This is a genomic window from Dyella sp., assembly GCF_035508675.1.
Lineage (GTDB): Bacteria > Pseudomonadota > Gammaproteobacteria > Xanthomonadales > Rhodanobacteraceae > Dyella_B.
Genome location: NZ_DATJMN010000253.1, coordinates 1 through 20114, shown reverse-complemented (window position 1 = coordinate 20114; position 20114 = coordinate 1). Strand labels below are relative to the sequence as shown.

The window sequence follows — 20114 nt, the reverse complement described above, 5'->3', positions numbered from 1 at the left end:
GATGGAAGACGTGGTGACGACGAAAGGCTGGACCTTGGTCTGTGACCTGGAAGACATCCTGCCCAACACCGGCGTGTGCGCGCTGGTGGATGGCGAGCAGGTGGCCGTGTTCCGCGTCGGCCAGCATGGGCTCTACGCGATCGACAATTTCGATCCCAATGCGGATGTCTACGTGCTGTCGCGCGGCCTGATCGGCAGCCTGGGCGAGCGCATCGTGGTGGCCTCGCCGATCTACAAGCAACACTTCGACCTGCGTACCGGCGAGTGCCTGGAAGCCCCGGAGCATTCGGTGCGCCCCTGGCAGGTCAGCCTGCAGGACGAGCACGTGCTGCTGGGGCAGCCGTTACGATGAGCGCAGCGCGACCCAGGCTGGTCGTCATCGGCAACGGCATGGCCGGCATGCGTACGGTCGAGGAGTTGCTGCAGCTGGCGCCGGGCTTGTACGACATTACCGTGTTCGGCGCCGAGCCTTACGGCAACTACAACCGCATCATGCTTTCGATGCTGTTGAGCGGGGAAAAGAACACCGACGACATCATGCTCAACACGCCGGCGTGGTATGCGGAAAACGGCATCACGCTGCATGCGGGCGATCCGGTGGTTGCGATCGACCGGCGCCACCGGCGCGTGCGTTCGCGCAAGGGCGTGGAAGTTACTTATGACCGCCTGCTGATCGCCACCGGCTCGCAGCCCTTCATGCTGCCGCTGCCGGGCGCCGATTTGCCGGGCGTGATCGGCTTCCGCGGCATCGATGACGTCGAGCAGATGTTGCAGGTCGCCAGCCATTACAAGCATGCCGCGATCATCGGCGGCGGCCTGCTTGGCATCGAGGCGGCCAATGGTCTTTTGCGCCGTGGCATGCAGGTCAGCCTGCTCCATCGCATCGACGTGCTGATGGAGCAGCAGCTCAATGCCGATGCGTCGCGCCTGTTGTCGCATAACCTGAAAGGGCGCGGCCTGAACGTGCTGCTCAATGCGCAGACCAAGGCGCTGTATGGCGACGGACGCGTGCAGGGCATCGAACTGGCCGATGGCAGCCGCATCGATGCCGACCTCGTGGTGATGGCGGTGGGCGTGCGCCCGGATATCGCGCTGGCCAAATCCTGCGGGCTGCATTGCGATCGCGGCATCGTGGTCGACGATACCTTGCAGACCTACGATCCGCACATCTATGCCGTGGGCGAATGCGTGCAGCATCGCCGGCTCACCTTTGGCCTGGTGGCGCCGGTGTGGGAGCAGGCGCGCGTATGCGCATCGCACCTGGCGCGCATCGGGCACCGTCGCTACCGCTTCACGCGCACGGCGACCAAGCTCAAGGTGACGGGCATCGATCTGTATTCGGCCGGTGATTTCATCGGTGGCGAAGGCACACAAGACCTGGTGCTGCGCGATCCGCGCCGCGGCATCTACAAGCGGCTGGTGCTGAAAGGCAACCAGATCATCGGCGCCGTGCTGTATGGCGACGTGAAGGATGGCGGCTGGTATTTCGACCTGATCCAGAGCGGCGCCGACATCACGCCGATGCGCGATCGATTGCTGTTCGGCAAGCATTACTGCCAGCCGACGGAGGTGGCGGCGTGAATGCGGCCGTCGCCACCACCTGCCCTTATTGCGGCGTAGGCTGCGGCGTACTGGCGCGCGCCGACGCCGATGGCGCGGTGCACGTGGAAGGCGACGCACAGCATCACGCTAATCACGGGCGCCTGTGCGTCAAAGGCTCGGCGCTGGGCGAAACGGTCGACCTGCGCGGCCGCCTGCTGCATCCCATGCTGCGCGCAGCTGATGGCACGCTGCAGCGTGCGAGCTGGGACGACGCGCTCGATCGCGTGGCCACGGGTTTTCGCCGCGTCATCGACAGGCACGGCCCGGATGCGGTGGCGTTCTACGTATCGGGGCAATTGCTCACCGAGGACTACTACGTCGTCAACAAGCTGGCGAAGGGTTACATCGGTACGGCCAATATCGACACCAATTCGCGCCTGTGCATGTCGTCCGCGGTGGCCGGCCACAAGCGTGCGTTCGGCGAAGACGTGGTGCCGGGTTGCTACGAAGACCTGGAGCAAGCGGAACTGATCGTGCTGGTCGGCTCCAACACTGCGTGGTGCCATCCCATCGTGTACCAGCGCATCGCCAAGGCGAAGGAAAGCGCCAGGCCGCCGCGCATGGTGGTGATCGATCCGCGCCATACGGCCACTTGCGAATCGGCCGACCTGCATCTGCCGGTGAAACCCGGTACGGACGTATGGCTGTTCAACGGCCTGCTGGCGTTCCTGTTCCAGCATGGTGCGATGGATGCGCGTTTCGTGGAAGCACACACCGAAGGCTTTGCGCAGGCCCTGGCGGCCGCGCAGGCGGATGCTGGCGATCCGGCCGAGGTGGCGCGCATCTGCGGCGTGCAGCCGTCCGACCTTTTGAACTTCTACCGCTGGTTTGCGCGCTGCGAACGCACCGTCACGCTGTTCTCGCAAGGCGTGAACCAATCGTCCAGCGGTACCGACAAGGTCAACAGCATCATCAATTGCCATCTGCTGACCGGGCGCATCGGCAAGCCGGGCATGGGGCCGTTCTCGCTGACCGGACAGCCCAATGCGATGGGCGGGCGCGAAGTGGGCGGCCTGGCGAACATGCTGGCGGCGCATCTGGAGCTGGAAAACCCCGTGCATCGCCAGATCGTGCAAACCTTCTGGCAGTCGCCGCGCATGGCCGAGCGTCCGGGCCTGAAAGCGGTGGACCTGTTCCACGCGATCGGCGAGGGCAGGGTGAAGGCGCTATGGATCATGGCGACCAATCCGGTGGTGAGCCTGCCCGATGCCGATCGCGTAAAGCAGGCGCTGGCGCGTTGCGAATGGGTGGTGAGTTCCGACATCGTTGCGCAGACCGATACCAATGCATTTGCGCACGCGCTGCTGCCGGCGCTGGGCTGGGGCGAGAAAGACGGCACGGTGACCAACTCCGAGCGGCGTATTTCGCGCCAGCGCGCGTTTCTGCCGGCGCCGGAGCAAGCGCGCGCGGATTGGCGCATCGTCTGCGAGGTGGCGCGGCGCATGGGTTACGCCGAAGGCTTCCAGTTCGATGACGTGCAAGCGGTGTTTGCCGAGCACGCGCGGCTTACCGCTTATCGCAACGACGAGTCCGCAACACGGCGTCTCTTGAATCTCGGTGGCCTGGCCGATCTGGATCGCCAGGCTTACGACGCGCTGCAGCCGGTGCAATGGCCGGTGGCGGCGAATGGTGAGGGCGCAGCGCGCCTGTTCGCCGATGGCCGATTTTCGCATGCCGACGGGCGTGCGCGCTTCATCGCCACACCCGCGCGCATGCCGGCGCATGCCACCGGTCGCGAATACCCGCTGGTGCTCAACACCGGACGCGTACGCGACCAATGGCACACCATGACGCGCACCGGCAAGGCGCCGCGTCTGACGGGACATATCCCCGAACCCTTCATCGACATGCATCCGCACGATGCCTTGCGCTGTGGCGTACGCGAAGGCGAGCTGGCGCGCGTGCAATCGCGCTGGGGCGCGATGGTGGCGCGCGTGAAGCACAGCGGCGGTATGCTTGCCGGCAATGTGTTTGTGCCCATCCACTGGAACGATCAGTTCGCTTCCGACGCGCGCGTCGGTGGCGTGGTCAATCCAGTGGTGGACCCTGTTTCCGGCGAGCCGGAGTTCAAGCACACGCCAGTAAGCGTGGAACCGTTTCCGGTGCGCTGGTATGGCTTTGCGCTCAGCCGCAAACTGCTGATGCCGGATGGCTTGAGCTACTGGACCTCCATCCAGGGCGACCACTTTCGCCGCTACGAAATCGCGCATCGAGAGCGGCCGTCCGAATGCAGCGCCTGGGCGCGCGCGTGGCTGGGCGTCAGCGATCCGGAGGCCGATTGGCTGGAATACGAAGACCGCAGCACCGGCGTGTACCGCGCCGCGCACGTGATCGACGATCGCATCGAGGCCTGCGTGTTTCTTTCTGCGCGCCCGGATCTGCCTGCACGGCATTGGCTGGCCAGCCTGTTCGTGCAGCCGCAATTGGAAGAGGCCGACCGTACGGCGTTGCTGCTGGGCGAGCCGGGCGGATCGGTTGCCGCGACCGGGCCGACGGTGTGCTCGTGCTTTGGCGTGGGGCGCAACACCATTTGCGATGCGATCCGCGCGCATGGGTTGGAAACGCCGGCGCAGATTACCTCGCGCCTGCGCGCGGGCGGCAATTGCGGTTCGTGCGTGCCGGAGTTGCGGCAGTTGATTGCGGAAGTGCGGGCGGAGGTGAATGCGTAGGGGCGCCAACTTGGGAGGGTGATCTCATGCTCGCCAGGATGCATCCCCTCCCCTGCTTGCAGGGGAGGGTTAGGGTGGGGTGCGAGCGCAGCGAGCGGCAGGAGCCTCACGTCGACTCGTGCTGTTTCTCGCCATTGCAAATCACTATGAGATTCGGCCGTGCGCTAAAGCACGGGCAACCCCACCCCAGCCCTCCCCTACTTCGCAGGGGAGGGAGCAGATCACTGCAAGTTTACGGTGCGCTTGAACCCAGCCGCTCAATCAACGCCCGCGTCAGCGGCTTGAGGTAATAGCTGTCTTCCGGCACCACTTGTGGTTGCACGCCATGTGCGCGCAATGCATCGGCTACCACCGGGCCAATGGCCGCCACCAGCGTATGTGCCAGGGCCTGTCTCAAGCGCTCGCCCTCGATCAGGCGAAACAACCGTTCCACCTGCTGCAGGCTGGTGAAGGCAATCGCATCCACGCATCCTTGCTGCATCGACTCGATCAACGCGAGCACTTCCGCGTCCGCTGCCGCATCGGCGTACACATATGGCCATACCGGCAGTGCCTGCGCTCCGCGGCTGGCGAGAAAATCCATCAATGCCGCATTCGGCTCCGTGCCGTACAACTGCACGCCGATGCGGCGTCCTTGCAGGTCGAGCGTTTGCAGCAGCGCGATCATGCCCGGCGTGGTGGCAGGATCGGCCACCAGGGTGGGTTTCAGGCCAAGCTCGCGCAGTACGCGGCCGGGCTTGGGGCCGCGTGCGATGCTGCGTACACGTGCGAGCTGCGTGACGAACGGTTCGCGCAAGGCGGGGGCGTGATGCTCGATCAGGCTCAACAGCCGGCGCAGGCCTTCGCCGGTGAACAGCAGCAAATCGTCACAGCCGCCCCCACAAAACGTCTGCAACCATGCGAGCACGGGCGCCGGCTGGGGCGTGTCGCGGATGTCCACCAGCGGGCAGCGCAGTACCGACGCGCCGCGGCGTTCGAGCAGCGAGGCGAACAGGTCCAGCTCGCGCGACTCGGGAATGGCGATGCAGCGGTTTTGCAGCGGGCGTTCCGGATCGCTATCGGTCATGGGTGAAACTCCTGCCGCCACGTGCGTTCATGCCAGGCTGCCAAACCATGCGTGCGCATGCGTCAACGCCGCCACTTCGCCAATGATCAGCAGCGCCGGCGGATGCACGGCATGTTCTTTCGCAAGCGCCGGCAAGTCGCGCAGTGCGCCGCTGATCACCCGCTGCTGTGGCAGCGTGCCATTCTCGATAATGGCAAACGGCGTATCCGGCCGCCGTCCATGTTCCAGCAAACGCAGGGTGAGTTCATCCAGCCGCGCCACACCCATATACACGGCCATGGTCTGATGATCCTGTGCGAGCGCCGGCCAGTCCATGGCATCCATCGATTCCTTGCCATGGCCGGTAAGCAGGTGCACGGTGCGTGCATGCTCGCGATGCGTCAGCGGAATGCCGGCGTAGGCGGCACAGGCGACGGCCGCGGTGACACCGGGAACGATCTGGCAGGCAATGCCGTGCTGGTGCAGGAATTCCATTTCTTCGCCGCCGCGCCCGAACACGAACGGATCGCCGCCCTTCAGTCGTACCACCAGGCGGCCGGCCTGTGCATGTTCCAGCAGTAATTGGTGAATCTGTTCCTGCTGCGTATGCCGGCCGCCGCAGCGTTTGCCGACGTCGATGCGCTCGGCGTCGCGGCGCGCCAGCGCCAGCACGGCCTCGCTGACCAGCGAGTCGTGCAGGATCACGTCGGCCTGGTTGAGTGCACGCAACGCGCGCAGCGTCAGCAATCCAGGATCGCCGGGGCCGGCGCCGACCAGCAGCACGGTGCCCTTTGCTGGCGGCGATGCCGGCGCATGCAGGGCATCCAGCAGCATCTGCTCGGCTTCATTGGACCGGGCATTGCGCAGCAGCGCCATCACCGGTCCATCGTGCAGCCAGTCGTAGAACGCACGGCGCTCGGCCAGATCCGGCCAGCGTTGCGTGATGCGCGTGCGGTGCCTCTGCGCGAGCGCGGTAAGTGGGCCAAGCGCATGATCGAGTTCGGCTTCCAATGTTTCGCGCACGCGCCGGGCGATCACCGGTGCGGCGCCGCCGGTGGAAATGGCGACCGTCAAGGGCGTGCGATCCACCACGGCCGGTACCTGGAAACGCGACAGCGCAGGTGCATCCACCACATTCGCCAGAATGCGCCGATCTTCCGCACTCGCGGCGACGCGGGCGTTCAATTCGTGATCGTCGGTGGCGGCGATGACCAGCCATACGCCATCCAGCCATGCGGGTTGGAAAGTACCGTCAAGGTGTTCGATCCGGCCTTCCTCGACCTGTTGCAGCAGGGCCGGCGTAAGCATGGGGGCGCCCACACGTACCCGCGCGCCGGACGCGAGCAGCATGGCAATCTTGCGTTCCGCGACGTGGCCGCCGCCGACCACCAGTACGGGCAGCCCGGTGAGATCGGCGAAGATTGGATAGAGCCCCATGATGCTTCGCTTCCCGTACGCAAACGTGTACGCCTAGATTAATGCGGAAACGTGTGCGTGCATTGCGACAATGCGGAATATACCGAGACGGGATGGGATATGGCGGCGATGGTTGGTTCTGGGGTTCGCTCCAGTCTCCAAACGCTAATGCCGCGTTGATGCCTGTTCAGAGCGGCTCGTCATTCCGGCGAACGCCGGAATCCAGTCTGAACACGTCGTGCGAAGCACGCAAAACCTTTTATGTCGTGTGCTGCGCGCATTATATTTTGACTGGATTCCGGCGTTCGCCGGAATGACGAGCGTTAGAGCTCAGGTGAAGGTCGGCTCAAGGCCTTACCGCCGTCACCTCGATCTCCACCCGGAACCCCGGATTGGCCAGCCCGGCCACCTGGAACGCCGAACGCGCCGGCAGCTTGGGCTGCTCCTTGGTGCCGAAGAACTGCGTATACCCGGCCATGAAACCGGCGAAATCCATGCGCCCGCCATGGGCTTCGTCACCCACCAGAAATGCCTGCATCTTGACGATGTCGCCCATGTCCATGTGCATGCTTTGCAGTTGCTTCTGGATCGCCGTGAGCGCGCCGATGGTCTGGGTCTTGGTGTCGCCGTAGGCGGCTGCCGAATCCTTCGGCGCTTTGGGATCGACCACCGGTGGCACCATGCCGCTCAGAAAGACGACCGACTTCCCGGCAGGCACTTCCACCGCGGCGGAGATTGGAAAGTTGCTGTTGGCCAGTTTGTAGCGGATCACGTCCTGCGCGTGAGCCATGGCCGGTGCCGCAAGCAGTAATGCAAGCAAGACCATTTTCTGCATGATGAAATCCTCTGGTGGATAAGTGCATGAAACTCAGTGCATGCCGGCCACGTCCTGCGCCGTGATGCGATCGTCGTAGTGGTTGCCGAAATGGGTGCGCACATAGTTCACCACATCCGCAATCTGCGCGTCGCTGAGTTTGGCATCTTCCAGCGGCCCGGCCTCGCCGGTCTGGATGAAGGAAGGCATGTCGCGACGCCCGTGCATCACCACCGCAGCCATGTATTGGGGCGAAATCAGCCGCGGATCGCCGGCCAGCGCGGGATAGGTGCCCGCTCCCGTGGCACCCTTGGCGTCGGGCATGTGGCAGCCTTGGCAAATGTGTTCGAAGATCGTTTTTCCATCTGCCGTGGCCAGGGCCGAATGCGCATGCGCGGCATTGTCGGAGGACTGCGCGTGCAGCCCGGTGGCGTATGCCAGAGCGCTTAGCCACACGCAACCCACGTAGAGATGTTTGCGTAGCGAAGGGCTCATGTGCGTGCCTCCGCCACGGCGCGTTGGTGGATGCGTTCGATCACGTCCAGGGCGGATGTCACGGCGCCCTCCTGCCACGCGGGTAGATACGAGGCGTGTTCGCCGGCCAGCGCAATACGGCCATCGATCTGGCACAGATTGTCGTAATGCTTGACGCGGGCTTCCTCCGACCACAGGCCGAAGCAGCCCAGGGTGAACGGCGAGCGATGCCAGCCCACCGCGACGCCGTTCTCGAACTCCTGGTGATATTGCGGATGAATCCGGCTGCCGTATTCCAAGGCTTTCTGCACGCGTTGCTGGGGCGTCATCGCAGTGAATTCGAAGGCATGCAGACCCCAGATATAGGCGCCGAGCAACACGCCCTTGCCGCTGCCGAAAAAACCGCAGCTGGGGTAGCCGATATTGGCGATCGGCAGATCGGTGTAGGTGATGCCGCCGTAGATATGCTCGTCCTGTTCCCAGAAGCGCCGCTTGAACTGCAGGCCCACTTTGACGGAGGCCGCGTACGGCACCGCGCTGATCGCCTCCATCATCGGCGCGCCGACGTTCATCGGGATCTGGCTGAGCACGGACAGCGGAATCGTGCAGATGCACCAGTCGCCGCGTGCTTTCAGCAGCGTGCCTGGCTGGGCGGTATCTTCGTAGGTGGCGGTGACACCGTGCTCGTCCTGCTGGATCGCCGTGACCTTGGCGCCGTAGCGGATCACCCCTTCCAGCGCGCGGCCGAACGCTTCACCGATGCGTCCCATGCCGCCCACTGGCTGGAACAGCGAGGTCTGGAATTCATAGATTTCACCGGCGCTGAGGCTGCTCCACAAGCGCGAGCCCAGCAGTTCGTCCAGCGCGATGGGCGTGGAGGCAACCGGGCGGGCGGAGAGGCCGCCGCCGGGATCCTTGTCGAAACCGCGCCGGTTGCTGCTGGGGATGCCGCGGGCATAGGCCAGGTTTTTATCGAGCGCGCCCCAGTCACGCAGCGATTCGAGCAGTATTTCCTGGTCTTCCTTGCTGACGGCCGCATCGAGCTTGCCTTGCTGCGTACTCTTGGCCAGCAGTTCGGCGACGTGCCCGCGGTAGTCGGCGTTGATGGCGCGATAACGCTGCGGCTTGCCGCCGAACGCGCGGGCGCTGTGCAGGTAGGCATTGTGGTTCACCTGCACGAACGGCTCGAGTGGCACGCCGAGTTTCTTGCAGTAGCCGATGATGCCGTGATGGTGATACGGCAAACGCCAAGGGCCTGGATTGATGTAAAGCCCTTCATCGAACTGGCAGTGTTGGGTGAAGCCGCCTAGTTCGGTGTAGCGATCGCCGCCGCGCAGCGACCAGTTGCGGCCGCCCGGACGATGGTTGTATTCCAGCACCTGCACCTTGTAGCCCGCTTGGCGCAGTTCGTAAGCGGCCACCATGCCGGCGATGCCGGCGCCCAGGATCAGCACCGTGCTGTTTTTCGGTGCGCCTTGCAGATGGGGTTGGCCTTTGAAGTTGGACTCGGCCGCCAGGCCAAGACTGCTCATGGCCTGATACATCGCCGCGGCGCCTGCGCTGAGGCCGATCATGCGCAGGAGATCGCGGCGTTTCATGGAGAACGTAGGGGTTTCGTCTTGCATCGACATCTCTCGCGAAAGGGCGGCAACGTTCTCATCGAAGAAGAAAGGGAAGCGCATATCTCGCGCTCGCCAGAATGCGTCCCCTCCCCTGCGAAGTGGAGCCTGCCCCGGACTTGATCCGGGGGGAGGGCTAGGGTGGGGTGCGAACGCAGCGAGCAGCAGGAACCAGGCGTCACCGCGATGTACTTCTACGATCAGAAGCCACGGTGACATTCGGCCGCACGCTAAAGCCCAAGCAACCCCACCCCAACCCTCCCCTGCGGCAGCAGGGGAGGGAGCGCATCACGCAAACAACAAGCTTCTTGGCCTTGGTGGTTGCCATGGCGCTAAAACCGGAACGTCACCTTCCCGTACCAATACCTGCCGTTGAAACCAAACGGCGACAGCGACGAGTACTGCAGGCCGTCCGCACGGTCTTCATACACATTGTTGAGCGCGGCCTTGGTCGGATATTGATTGGTGATGTTGTCGGCGCCCACGGTGAAGGTCCAGGTGCGCCAGTTGTAGCTGGCCGCAAGATCGAAGATCCAACGCGCGGAGAAAATCTGGTCTTCGTCGCCGCTGTAGTCGTCGCCCAGGCGCGTCACCGTGCCGTAGCGCGTGGCATTGGCATGCAGGTCGAAGTTGTGGATCAGCCAATCGCCGGCGAACACGAACTTGGTACGTGGCGTGGCATCCGTCAGCAGACCTTGGCTGGCGCGACCGAAGTCGGGCGTGGAAACGTGCAGGATCGTCGTCTGGTTGTAGTTGGCGCTGCCGCTGAGGTTGACCGCGCCCAGGCTATCCAGGTCGAGGTGATAGCTGGTGATCACGTCCGCACCGCGCGTGCGCGTGGTGGCGCCGTTGACGAAGAACTGCGCGCCCGTCACCTGGTCGCCGGGAATGTTGACCGGAATCTGGTCGGAATACAGGATCTGGTCCCAGATGCGGATCTGGTAGATGTCGACCGTTGCATTGAAGTTGCTGGTCGGCTGCCACACGCCGCCGAAGCTGTAATTGACCGACTTTTCCGGCACCAGCGGCTTGGCGCCGAGTGCAATGGCGGTCGGATTGGAGGTGCGATAGGTGCCGATCTGCGCGAGTGCACCATTCTGGATCAACGTCACCACCGACTCGTAGTTCTGCTGGGCCAGTGACGGCGCGCGGAAACCGTTGGACACCGTGCCGCGCAGGGCAAAGGTATCGGTGAGCTGGTAGCGCGTGGAGAGCTTGCCGGAGCGGGTGGAGCCGGCGTCGCTGTAATCCTCGTAGCGCGCGGCGACGCCGGCCGACCACCGATCGGTGAGATCGGTTTCCAGGTCGACGTAGGCGGCCTTGCTGTGGCGGCTGAAGTCGCCCGCCACTTCCGGCGACAGGCCTGGATACACCTGCGAGCCGCCGGCGTACGGCGAGGTGGTGCCTGGGATCAGCGTGTTCGGATCGAAGAAATAGGAATCCGCATCGCCCGCGCCGATGTCATAGCTTTCGTTGCGGTATTCCCCGCCGAAGGCGACGGTGACGGGGTTGTGCAAACCCCAATCGAACTCTTTGCTGATGTCCACGTTGAATACGCCCTGCTTGTTGGCGAAGGTGCCGGCGTGGAAGTAGGTGGGCGAATAGCCCTTGCTGTAATAGAGGTTGGTGTTGACGCTGTCCTGGATGTCGAAAATCAGGTTGTTCTCGCCGTAATCGGCCGACACATCCCACTGCCAGCCGCTCGCGGTATGGCCTTTGACGCCGAATACGAAGGCGACGTCGTTGGTGTGGTTGACGATCTGCGGCAGGAAGCCGTTCGGATAAATTTCCGGCACGTTGCGCGTGGAGTCGTAGGGGCGGTAGTAACCGTTGGAGGTGACGTCGCGCTTGCTGCCGTCGAGGTAGCCATACATCTCGATGTTCGGTGTGACCTGGTAGCCGAAGTTGAGCAGCAGCTGATACGTTTTTTCGGCGGGATCGCCGTAGCGCTCGTAGGGATAGCCGGTCGTGTTGGTGGCGCCGGCCAGGGTGGTGGCGCGATCCGTGTTCTCGGCGCGATTGGTGTTCATCTGGTTCTGGTAGTTCCAGGCCAGGCGTGCCCAACCAGGCGCCTTGCCGTCCGTGCCACCCAGCGGAATGCCTACCGAGCCGTCCACGCCATTGTTGGCACCGTCGCCCGCGTCCATGATGCCGCCGTTGGCGCTGATCTCGTTACCGCCCGCCCGGGCGCCGTGCTTCAGTACGATATTGATCACGCCGGCGATCGCGTCGGAACCGTATTGCGCGGCTGCACCATCGCGGAGCACTTCGATATGGTCGATGGCGGAGATCGGGATCGAGTTCAGATCCACCGGCGCCGACCCGCGACCCACGGAGGAGTTGTAATTGACCAGCGCCGAGGTGTGATAACGCTTGCCGTCCACCAGCACCAGTACGTCGTCGGGCGAAAGTCCGCGCAGCGATGCCGGTCGTAGCGCGTCGTTGCCGTCGTTGATGGCAGGGCGGGGAAAATCCAGCGAAGGAAGCACGGTATTGAGCGCGCTGGCCAGATCGGTATAGCCGCTGGAGGTAAGGTCGGCAGGCGAGATGATGTCGATCGGCGAGAGCGATTCGGCAGCGGTGCGGTCAGTGGCGCGAGTGCCGGTGACGACGACTTGCTGGAGCTCTTTGCTGGTCTGCGGCGAATCGGCGGGAGCCGTATCGGCCCAGGCGGCGGTGGTAAAAACGATACCTACGGAAAACAGCGGCAGCATGGCGGCTGCCAATGGACGGCGAACAAGTCGTTTCATTGTTGAACTCCCCACAAGATTCAAGACAAAAGGCGTCCCTCCAAGGACTTGGATATAGGTAAAATCACGCATTTGCGCCGCAGCAATGAATCTCCCCGAGATGCGGCAATTTGAGGCTATGACACGTTTGTGCAGCGCGTCAATAGATAATCATGTTTTTAATGGATGGGCGTAATTGGTGCAATGACGCCCAATTCTGGTGCAAATAAAAATAAATATTTTTAAATGCCTCCTACGAGGTCGCGCCCTTCAAGCTCTTGTGGCTGCTGATGCTGGGATTTCATCCAAGCCTACGAGGTGCGATTTACATCCACGAGTCAATTAGCCAACGCTGGCGTGGTAATAGTCGCCCTGCTGCGCCACGCGCATCGGCATGCCGAAGGCTTCGCTCAATGCTTCGTGCGTCAGCACGCTGGCCTTGCTGCCTTTGCGCAGTAGCCGGCCTTCGCGCAGCAGGACCACGTGATCGATCTCCGGCAGGATTTCTTCCACGTGATGCGTCACCAGCAGCAGGGTCACGCCGCGTTGGGCCAGCTGCCGCAGGCTTTCGAGAAAGCGCCGTCGGTTGGCCGGGTCGAGCCCGGTGCAAGGTTCGTCCAGCAACAGCGCACGCGGGCGATGCACCAGGGCGCGTGCAATCAATACGCGGCGCGCTTCACCGGTAGACAGGCTGGCCATCTCGCGGCCGATAAACTGGGTGGCTTGCACGTGCGCCAGCGCTTCCAGGGCATGCTGGCGCATGGCTTCGGTCACGTGGTGATCCACCCACAGGCCACGCGCGGCAAAGAAGCCGGAGACGACCGCGTCGAACACCTCCAGCGGCGCATCCTCGTTGGTGTAGTCGCCTTGCATGGCGGGCGAGACGATGCCGATCAGGCTGCGCAACTCGACCACGCTCCAGCGGTCGCGCCCGAATACTTTGATGGTCGGCGTATTGTCCTCGCGCGCAAGCGGATAGATCTGCCGCGCGATCAATCGGATCAGTGTGGATTTTCCCGAGCCGTTGGCGCCCAGGATGGCGGTGTGCTGACCGGCGGCGACGCGCAGGCTGAGCCGGTCCAGGATCAGCCGTTCGCCGCGTAATACGCTGGCTTCATGCAGGTCCAGCAGGGGAATGGATTCGGAGTGGGTGGTATCGGGACTCATGCCCGAACCTTGCCTGCATCGAACAGCCGTAGCAAGCCATGGACGTACGGACGTCCAGATGGCTGTACGCATGCGTCGAGCTATTGCGTCTGCTGCTCGATCTGCTTGTCCTGGTCGGCGGCGTGCTGGTTGACGATCTTCTGCACATCCTTGGCGCGTTGTTCGTCCTGTTTCATCGCATCCCAGGGGGCGCTGGGTTGCGCGGCGGCCGACTTGGGATCGGATTGCGGTGCGGGCGGCTTGTTGCTGCAGGCGCCCAGGGCAAGCAGGCAGAGCAGGGCGGTAGCGGTTCTCATGGGGGCACCTCGATGATGATGGCTAGAGTGTCCTGCCGGCGCACGTTTCGGACAAGCCTTGGGATGCGCTGATTAATCCAACGCAGGCCTCAGCGACCCTGTGTGTCCGTCCGCATAGCTTCGGTCCATCGTCTCGACAGACAGCCGGTCTGCCTTCCTCGCTCCTCAAAGCCGGGCACATCCATGTGCCCTCCCCGCGTGCGCCGACGGCCCTGTGCTCTGGGAGCACACAGGGCCGCTGCGACCTACGTTGAATTAATCAGCGCATCCCGTTCATGTAAGCTCCGCTCCATGAACAGCCGCATCGACGCCTGGCAGTTGCAAGATCACACCGTACTCATCACCGGTGCCAGCAAGGGCATCGGCTACGCCACCGCGCGCGAGCTGGCCGGATTGGGCGCCGACCTATTGCTGGTGGCGCGCGATGACGACCACCTGGAACAAGTGCGCGTTGAATTGACCGACGATTTTCCCAGCATCGAGGTGCTGGCCTTCGCGGGCGATGTGAGCGTGGCCGAAGATCGTCTGGCCGTGTTCGACTGGGTAGCGGATCTGGACATGCCGGTGTCGCTGCTGGTCAACAATGCGGGCGGCAACAACCCCAAGGCCACGCTCGATTACGACGAGGCCGACTACCGCGCGATTTTCGAGCAGAACCTGTTTTCCGCCTATGAGATGTGCCGCCTTGCGCATCCGCATCTGGTCCAGCATGCGAACGCGGCGATCGTCAACGTCGGTTCGGTGTCCGGCATCACGCACGTGCGCACGGGTTCGCCCTATGGCATGAGCAAGGCGGCGTTGCATCAACTCACGCGCAACCTTGCGGCCGAATGGGCAGTAGACGGCATTCGCGTCAATGCCGTGGCGCCGTGGTACATCCGCACGCAGCGTTCCGAACCGGCGCTGGCCGATGCCGATTATCTGGACGAGGTGCTGGACCGCACGCCGCTGCGGCGTATCGGCGAGCCGGAGGAGGTGGCCGCGGCCATCGCATTTCTGTGCCTGCCGGCGGCCAGCTATATCACCGGGCAGGTGCTGGCGGTGGATGGCGGGTTCCTCCATTACGGCTTTTGAGCAGTTTTCCACAGCGGCTGGGGAAACTCTGGTAGCAACCCTGTGGACAAGTCTTCGTAACGCTTGCATAGCAACCACTTGCACGACATTGTGCAAGTTTTGCTCAGCAGTGGCTGAGTTGGGCGAGCAGTTCCTTTTCGCGCTGGAGCAGGGGCAGCTGGTCGCTCTTGAAGGCGCGTGACAGCGTACGTTCGTTCTCGTCGTACTGGTCGCGCAGCGTGGCGCAGGTGTCGTGCGGCGTCATTGGCGCGCATTGATCCTGCATCAGTACGTACCGGCTGGCGACCATCGCCGCATTGGGCTTGACGCCGGGTATGACGGGGCCGAGCGACGTCGGCAGTATGCCGGTCATCGCGAGCGGCGCGTAATAGGGCGGCGGATTGCCGTTGCTGCTGAGGTAAGTCGTCTGGTCCGTAGCGCGTACGCAGCGATGTCGCGGGCGGCGTTTGCGGCATGGATGGCGGAAGCGGCGTGAGCGTGGCGCTTGCCGTGCGCGGCGCAGGAGCAGGCGATAGCGGTGGTGGTGAAGTGCTCGGCCCGCGATCGTCGAGCTGCATGGTTTGCTGTTGCTGGCCATGCGGGCAAGGTGTTCCCTGATAGATCAAGCCGCCTTGCGCCGTGCGGCACTTATATACGATGACGGTGTCGGCGTGTGCCGGTGCGGACAACGGCAAGCCCATGATCAGGCATAGGGCGATCACGGCCATGGCAAAGGCGGCAGCGCGGTGCATGCCGCGATTGTACGCTTGGGCCGCGATATCAGAATTCGACGTGGTGCTCTTCCGCAGCAAAGCCGATCGTTACCGCGCCTTCGCCCACATTGACCATGCCGGTGATGCTCATCGGCGCCTGCATCAGGGTCACGCCGCACTCGTCACAGGCGCGCGCCAGGGTGTCGTAGCCCGGCAGCTTCGGCAGTTCGCTCAAGTCACCGCCGTAAGCGGTGCACATCATCGGCACCAGCAAGCCGGCGCGCACGCGATCGGCAGCGTAGCCGAACAAGGTTTCGCAACCGTGCTCCCAGCCGCGCACCTTGCCCACCGGCGTCGTGTCGCCGCGGTAGGCGCGGATCAGCGGTTTGATGTCCAGGGTGGAGCCGAGTACGGCACTGAACAGGCCGACGCTGCGGTCGCCCTTTTTCTTGGCGCGGGCGCGCAAGTAATACAGGTCGCGCGGCAGCATGTAGCCGTAGGAGTTCTCGGCGATATAGGCCAGCCGTTCGCGGATCGCAGCCGGCGTTTCATTCGCTTGCATCAGGCGCACGGCTTCGACGATGCACGGCGCGGAGCCCACGAACAGGCTGCGCGTATCCAGTACGCGCATCAGGAACGGGCCGGTGATGCCAAGCGGTTCGCGTACCTTGCGGTAGTTCTTCAGCACCGCAAAGCTGGCCTTGACCACGTTGTCGTAGATGGGGCTGCGCGAAGGCGTGATGGTGAGACAGAACACGCAATCCTTTTCCAGCACCAGCTTGTCCAGGAACAGCTTCTGCACGTCTTCCACCGAACAGGGTTCGGTTTCCGCCGAGTGACTGCGGCTGCCCAGCTTCAGGTCGAGGAAGCGCGCGATCTCGGCCGGATTGCGGTCATCCTTGAAAACCGTGTCGTCGATGCGCACGGCGATGGGCATGACGGCGATGTCGTGCTGCTGCAAAAACGCCTGCGGCAGATCGCAGGATGCATCGATAGCCAAGCCCATGCGCATGTGCCAATACCCCTGTCATTCAACGTGCGGCACGAACATAGCATGCAGTTGCAGAGGGGCGTTGCCGCGGTGCGCCAAGCGAAAGGCGGCGGGTGTTGCGGGTGCCGGTCGTTGGCGTGCACGGCTGCTGCCATGTGCCGTGAAGGGCAGGTCGCTTCGGCGTGGTGTGATTTCCAAGCCCCATGGCCGCGGATGCTCTGATACGTAAAGTCATGGCGCAGGCCCTCGTTGGCGGTGAGGCGCAACCGAACCCCAACGCCCTCTTCGCACGATGGAGCGGTGGCTTCGACGCGTCGGTGAGGGCGATTTTCTTAAGTTCGGAGCGCTGGCCCTTGGCCATGGAGGCAGGAAAACCGACTCGTTCCAGTGGTTGGCGTCGGTAGCAGCAGTCGCCTGATTCGAGTTGCCGTAAACAATGCAGGTTGTCTCTTGGCTACCCAGGCGACCGCCTCCGGACAATTTATGTGCGAATGCAGCATTTGCGGAGGGTCGTGCGCCGTTAGTCCGAAAAATACAGCTCCAGCGGCTCTTCACCTTAAAACGTCGCAGCTAGCGTCAGCTTCAGCCGGGCTGACGTCAAATTGGGGTAAACCTCAAGTTTGTAGCAGGTGAAACCTTGCTCATTGTGTTAGCAAACTGTTACGCTCCGGTCACAAGGGAAATCGTAGATTCTTGTCAGTGCACATCCGGTGTCAGTGACGGAAAGCGGCTTAACCCTTCGTAGTTAAAATTCTTTTTCTGGGGAAAGAGGGGTACAAAATGAACCACGGGACCACCAAACTTTCGGCGGCGGTTCGCCTCGCGCTATCGCTGGGTGCTGCCATCGCAGTCGGTGCTACGGCTACCAGCGCGTTCGCTCAGGACACCAGCGCACAGCAGGGCACCAGCACGCAAGATCAGAACAACGGCAAGCCCAAGACGCTGCAAACTATTACCGTAACCGGTTCGCACATCCGCCGCGTGGACGTGGAAACGTCCAACCCGGTGGTCACGATTGATTCGGCCGCCATCAGGTCCAGCGGCAAGCTGACTCTGGGTGACTTGGTGCAGGAGCTGCCGGCAGTGACTGGCGGCAATGTCACGCCGCAGGTGAACAATGGCGGCGGTTCTGGCGCTGCTACAGTGGGCCTGCGTGGCTTGGGTGCACAGCGCACGCTGGTGCTGATCGACGGCCATCGCATCATCCCTAGCGCCAGTAATGGATTTGTCGACCTCAACTCCATTCCCACCGACATGGTCGAGCGCATCGAAGTGCTGACCGATGGCGCCTCGGCGGTCTACGGTTCGGATGCGATCGGTGGCGTTATCAACGTCATCCTGAAGAAGAATTACAACGGCGCCACGCTCTCGGCGCAGTATGGCCAGTCCGGCCACGGCGATGGCGCTTCGAAGGCCTACACCGCTGCCTTCGGTCACACGTCGGACAACTGGGACATCATGGGTGGTGCCGACTACAACCAGACGGATGGCATCGAGGCCAGCCGGCGCCAATTTTCCAAGAACTCCGTCTCCATCAGCGGCAGTCCTGGATCGCCGATTCAGACTTATGTTGGCGGTTCCAGCTTTGGTCAGTATGGCCGCATCCAGGTGCCGGCCTCCCTGCAGGGGACGAATGGTTTTCCGAACTGCGGCTATGTGGCGTTGAACAAGGGCGCCGCCGGCGCCAGCGGGAGCGACTATCACTGCTTCGGCAACAGCGACAAGTACAACTACGCCTCGGTCAACCTGATCGATACGCCGCAGAAGCGCACCAGCGTCTGGGTGAAGGGTGATTACAAGTTCGGTGATCACGTGACTGCCTATGTAGAGGGCTACCACAACAAGACCGAAGCGGCCTTCCAGTTGGCGCCGGCTTTGCTGGGTACCGATTACGGCTTGGTGATTCCGGCCAACAATCCGTACAACATTTTTGGTGTCCCGTACGACAGCGCGGACAACAACTTCCGCCTCCGTGCCGTGTCGATCGGCAACCGCCAGGCCGATTCCAAGACCACGAGCGATCAGTGGGATGGCGGTGTGAGGGGTGATTTCGACATCTTCAACCAGAACTGGACCTGGGATCTGAACATCGACTACGGTCGTTCGGCGCAGGATCTAACCACGCTGAATCTGCCGAATATTACGACGATCAATCAGGACCTGGCCTGTACCTCGGCCGCCAGCGGTTGTACGCCGCTGGATATCTTCAACCAATTCAGCTCTGCGACGGCCGCCACCCTCAAGAATGCCGCGGCGCCGGCATACAGCAACACCCTCGCCACCCAGCGGGTCTATTCGCTGGATGCGAACGGCGGCTTGTTCGATCTGCCGGCCGGGACGGTGCAGCTCGCTGCAGGCCTGGATTACCGCATCAATACCACCAGCAGCCATATCGATCCCCTGCTCACCATCGATCCGGCCACCGGCAACTGTACTCTGGGTAGCCAGTGCAGCTCGCCGCTGTCGGGCAGCTACAACGTGAAGGAGGTCTACACCGAGCTGTTCGTGCCGGTGCTAGCTAACCTGCCTGGCGTATCGTCACTGAATGTGACGATCGGTGATCGTTATTCCAAGTACAGCGACGTGGGCAGCACCAATAACACCAAGTTCGCTATTGAGTACCGCCCGATCTCCGACGTATTGCTGCGTGGCACGGTCGCCACGGTGTTCCGTGCCCCGGCCATCGGTGACGTGTTCGGCTCGCCGATCAGTGATGCGCCCTTGCTCAAGAGCGATCCATGTGACGGCGCCACCGTGGCCAATCCGGCCTGCGAGGGTGTGCCGCTGAACGGTAAGTTCGTGGACCAGGACGTCGCGCTTGGCCAGCAGATCAAGGGCCTGATCTCCGGTTCGCAGTATGCGGGCGTTCCACTTAAGGCGGAGCAGGGCAAGTCCTTTGATTTGGGTGTGGTGTACTCACCCAGCTATGTGGAAGGCCTGTCGCTCAGTGCCGATTTCTGGCACATCTATTTGAACGACACGATTTCGTCGGTGGGCGCGCAAACCGTGCTCAACATGTGCTACTCGGGCGTCACCACGTTCTGTCCGCTGATCACACGCTACACCAGTGGCCCGAACGCTGGACAGATCAATCAGATCATCGAGCCGACTGCTAACCTGGGTAGCACCACCACCGGCGGCATCGACTTCTCGACCCGCTACAAGTTGCCGCACTTCAGCTTCGGTGATTTCGTTGCCGGTATCGATGCCACCTACCTGAAGTACTACAACCAGCAGACCGCACCAGGCACGTCCGCCAACGTCACTTACTACGACGCCGGGCATTTCGAGCCGTACGGTTCGCCGCAGGCATCCACCTGTCCGAGCGGCGGCGGCATCTGCTTGTTCCCGCGTTGGCGCGGTTCGACGTTCCTCAACTGGACCATGGGCAACTGGTCAGCGTCGTGGCGTACGCGCTACATCGGTCGCTTCCAGAACGGCTCGACGAGCCCGAGCCAGGACACCCATCCGGCTGGTACTACGCTGGACGGCGTTGTATTCAAGTACGGCGCCACGGTGTACCACG

At 62.9% G+C, this 20114-nt stretch carries 15 protein-coding genes; 5 read left to right on the top strand and 10 right to left on the bottom strand.

Annotated elements, in window-relative coordinates; all coding sequences use genetic code 11:
- The first annotated feature begins 1 nt into the window (after position 1).
- From nirD to VMA74_RS13345, 3 genes are read left to right on the top strand one after another with little or no spacing between them, the layout of a single operon-like run.
- Entirely contained in the window at positions 2 to 352 is a 351-nt protein-coding gene (nirD, locus tag VMA74_RS13355) for a nitrite reductase small subunit NirD (RefSeq protein ID WP_325367722.1), read from the top strand.
- Positions 349 to 1581 (top strand): NAD(P)/FAD-dependent oxidoreductase, encoded by a 1233-nt coding sequence (locus VMA74_RS13350; RefSeq protein WP_325367720.1) that lies wholly within the window; start codon positions 349 to 351, stop codon positions 1579 to 1581. The genes nirD and VMA74_RS13350 overlap by 4 nt, the downstream gene beginning before the upstream one ends.
- A complete protein-coding gene (locus tag VMA74_RS13345; protein WP_325367718.1) occupies positions 1578 to 4271 on the top strand; it encodes a molybdopterin-dependent oxidoreductase in 2694 nt (897 codons plus the stop codon). Before VMA74_RS13350 ends, VMA74_RS13345 begins: the two co-directional genes overlap by 4 nt.
- 232 nt (positions 4272 to 4503) lie before the next feature.
- Here VMA74_RS13345 and VMA74_RS13340 read toward each other — a convergent pair whose 3' ends face one another.
- The 8 genes from VMA74_RS13340 to VMA74_RS13305 all read right to left on the bottom strand — a co-directional run bounded on the left by VMA74_RS13340 (position 4504) and on the right by VMA74_RS13305 (position 13831).
- On the bottom strand, positions 4504 to 5337 hold the full coding sequence (locus VMA74_RS13340; RefSeq protein WP_325367716.1) for a uroporphyrinogen-III synthase: 834 nt from the start codon (positions 5335 to 5337) through the stop codon (positions 4504 to 4506).
- Between the two features lie 27 nt (positions 5338 to 5364).
- Positions 5365 to 6753, bottom strand: a complete 1389-nt coding sequence (gene cysG, locus VMA74_RS13335) for a siroheme synthase CysG (RefSeq protein ID WP_325367714.1) — start codon at positions 6751 to 6753, stop codon at positions 5365 to 5367.
- Between the two features lie 325 nt (positions 6754 to 7078).
- Positions 7079 to 7567, bottom strand: a complete 489-nt coding sequence (locus VMA74_RS13330) for a RidA family protein (protein WP_414649611.1) — start codon at positions 7565 to 7567, stop codon at positions 7079 to 7081.
- Between the two features lie 33 nt (positions 7568 to 7600).
- On the bottom strand, positions 7601 to 8041 hold the full coding sequence (locus VMA74_RS13325) for a cytochrome c (RefSeq protein WP_325367713.1): 441 nt from the start codon (positions 8039 to 8041) through the stop codon (positions 7601 to 7603).
- Positions 8038 to 9618, bottom strand: a complete 1581-nt coding sequence (locus VMA74_RS13320; RefSeq protein ID WP_325367738.1) for a flavin monoamine oxidase family protein — start codon at positions 9616 to 9618, stop codon at positions 8038 to 8040. Before VMA74_RS13320 ends, VMA74_RS13325 begins: the two co-directional genes overlap by 4 nt.
- 353 nt (positions 9619 to 9971) lie before the next feature.
- The gene (locus VMA74_RS13315; RefSeq protein WP_325367736.1) at positions 9972 to 12353 is read right to left on the bottom strand and encodes a TonB-dependent receptor; all 2382 of its coding nucleotides are present in this window, start codon (positions 12351 to 12353) and stop codon (positions 9972 to 9974) included.
- 357 nt (positions 12354 to 12710) lie between these two features.
- On the bottom strand, positions 12711 to 13535 hold the full coding sequence (locus VMA74_RS13310) for an ABC transporter ATP-binding protein (RefSeq protein WP_325367711.1): 825 nt from the start codon (positions 13533 to 13535) through the stop codon (positions 12711 to 12713).
- 80 nt (positions 13536 to 13615) lie between these two features.
- The gene (locus VMA74_RS13305; RefSeq protein WP_325367709.1) at positions 13616 to 13831 is read right to left on the bottom strand and encodes a hypothetical protein; all 216 of its coding nucleotides are present in this window, start codon (positions 13829 to 13831) and stop codon (positions 13616 to 13618) included.
- Positions 13832 to 14122: 291 nt separating this feature from the next.
- Between VMA74_RS13305 and VMA74_RS13300 the strand changes: the two genes are divergently transcribed.
- The gene (locus VMA74_RS13300) at positions 14123 to 14905 is read left to right on the top strand and encodes an SDR family oxidoreductase (protein ID WP_325367707.1); all 783 of its coding nucleotides are present in this window, start codon (positions 14123 to 14125) and stop codon (positions 14903 to 14905) included.
- A gap of 103 nt (positions 14906 to 15008) precedes the next feature.
- Here the strand turns inward: VMA74_RS13300 and VMA74_RS13295 are convergent, their stop codons facing one another.
- Both VMA74_RS13295 and VMA74_RS13290 read right to left on the bottom strand, forming a co-directional pair.
- The gene (locus tag VMA74_RS13295) at positions 15009 to 15482 is read right to left on the bottom strand and encodes a hypothetical protein (protein ID WP_325367705.1); all 474 of its coding nucleotides are present in this window, start codon (positions 15480 to 15482) and stop codon (positions 15009 to 15011) included.
- A gap of 182 nt (positions 15483 to 15664) precedes the next feature.
- Positions 15665 to 16609, bottom strand: coding sequence for a DegV family protein (locus VMA74_RS13290; RefSeq protein ID WP_325367703.1), 945 nt, complete (start codon positions 16607 to 16609; stop codon positions 15665 to 15667).
- 759 nt (positions 16610 to 17368) lie between these two features.
- On the opposite strand from VMA74_RS13290, the gene VMA74_RS13285 reads away from it, so the two are divergent.
- The coding region (locus VMA74_RS13285) for a TonB-dependent receptor plug domain-containing protein (protein WP_325367701.1) at positions 17369 to 20114 on the top strand (2746 nt) is incomplete at its 3' end.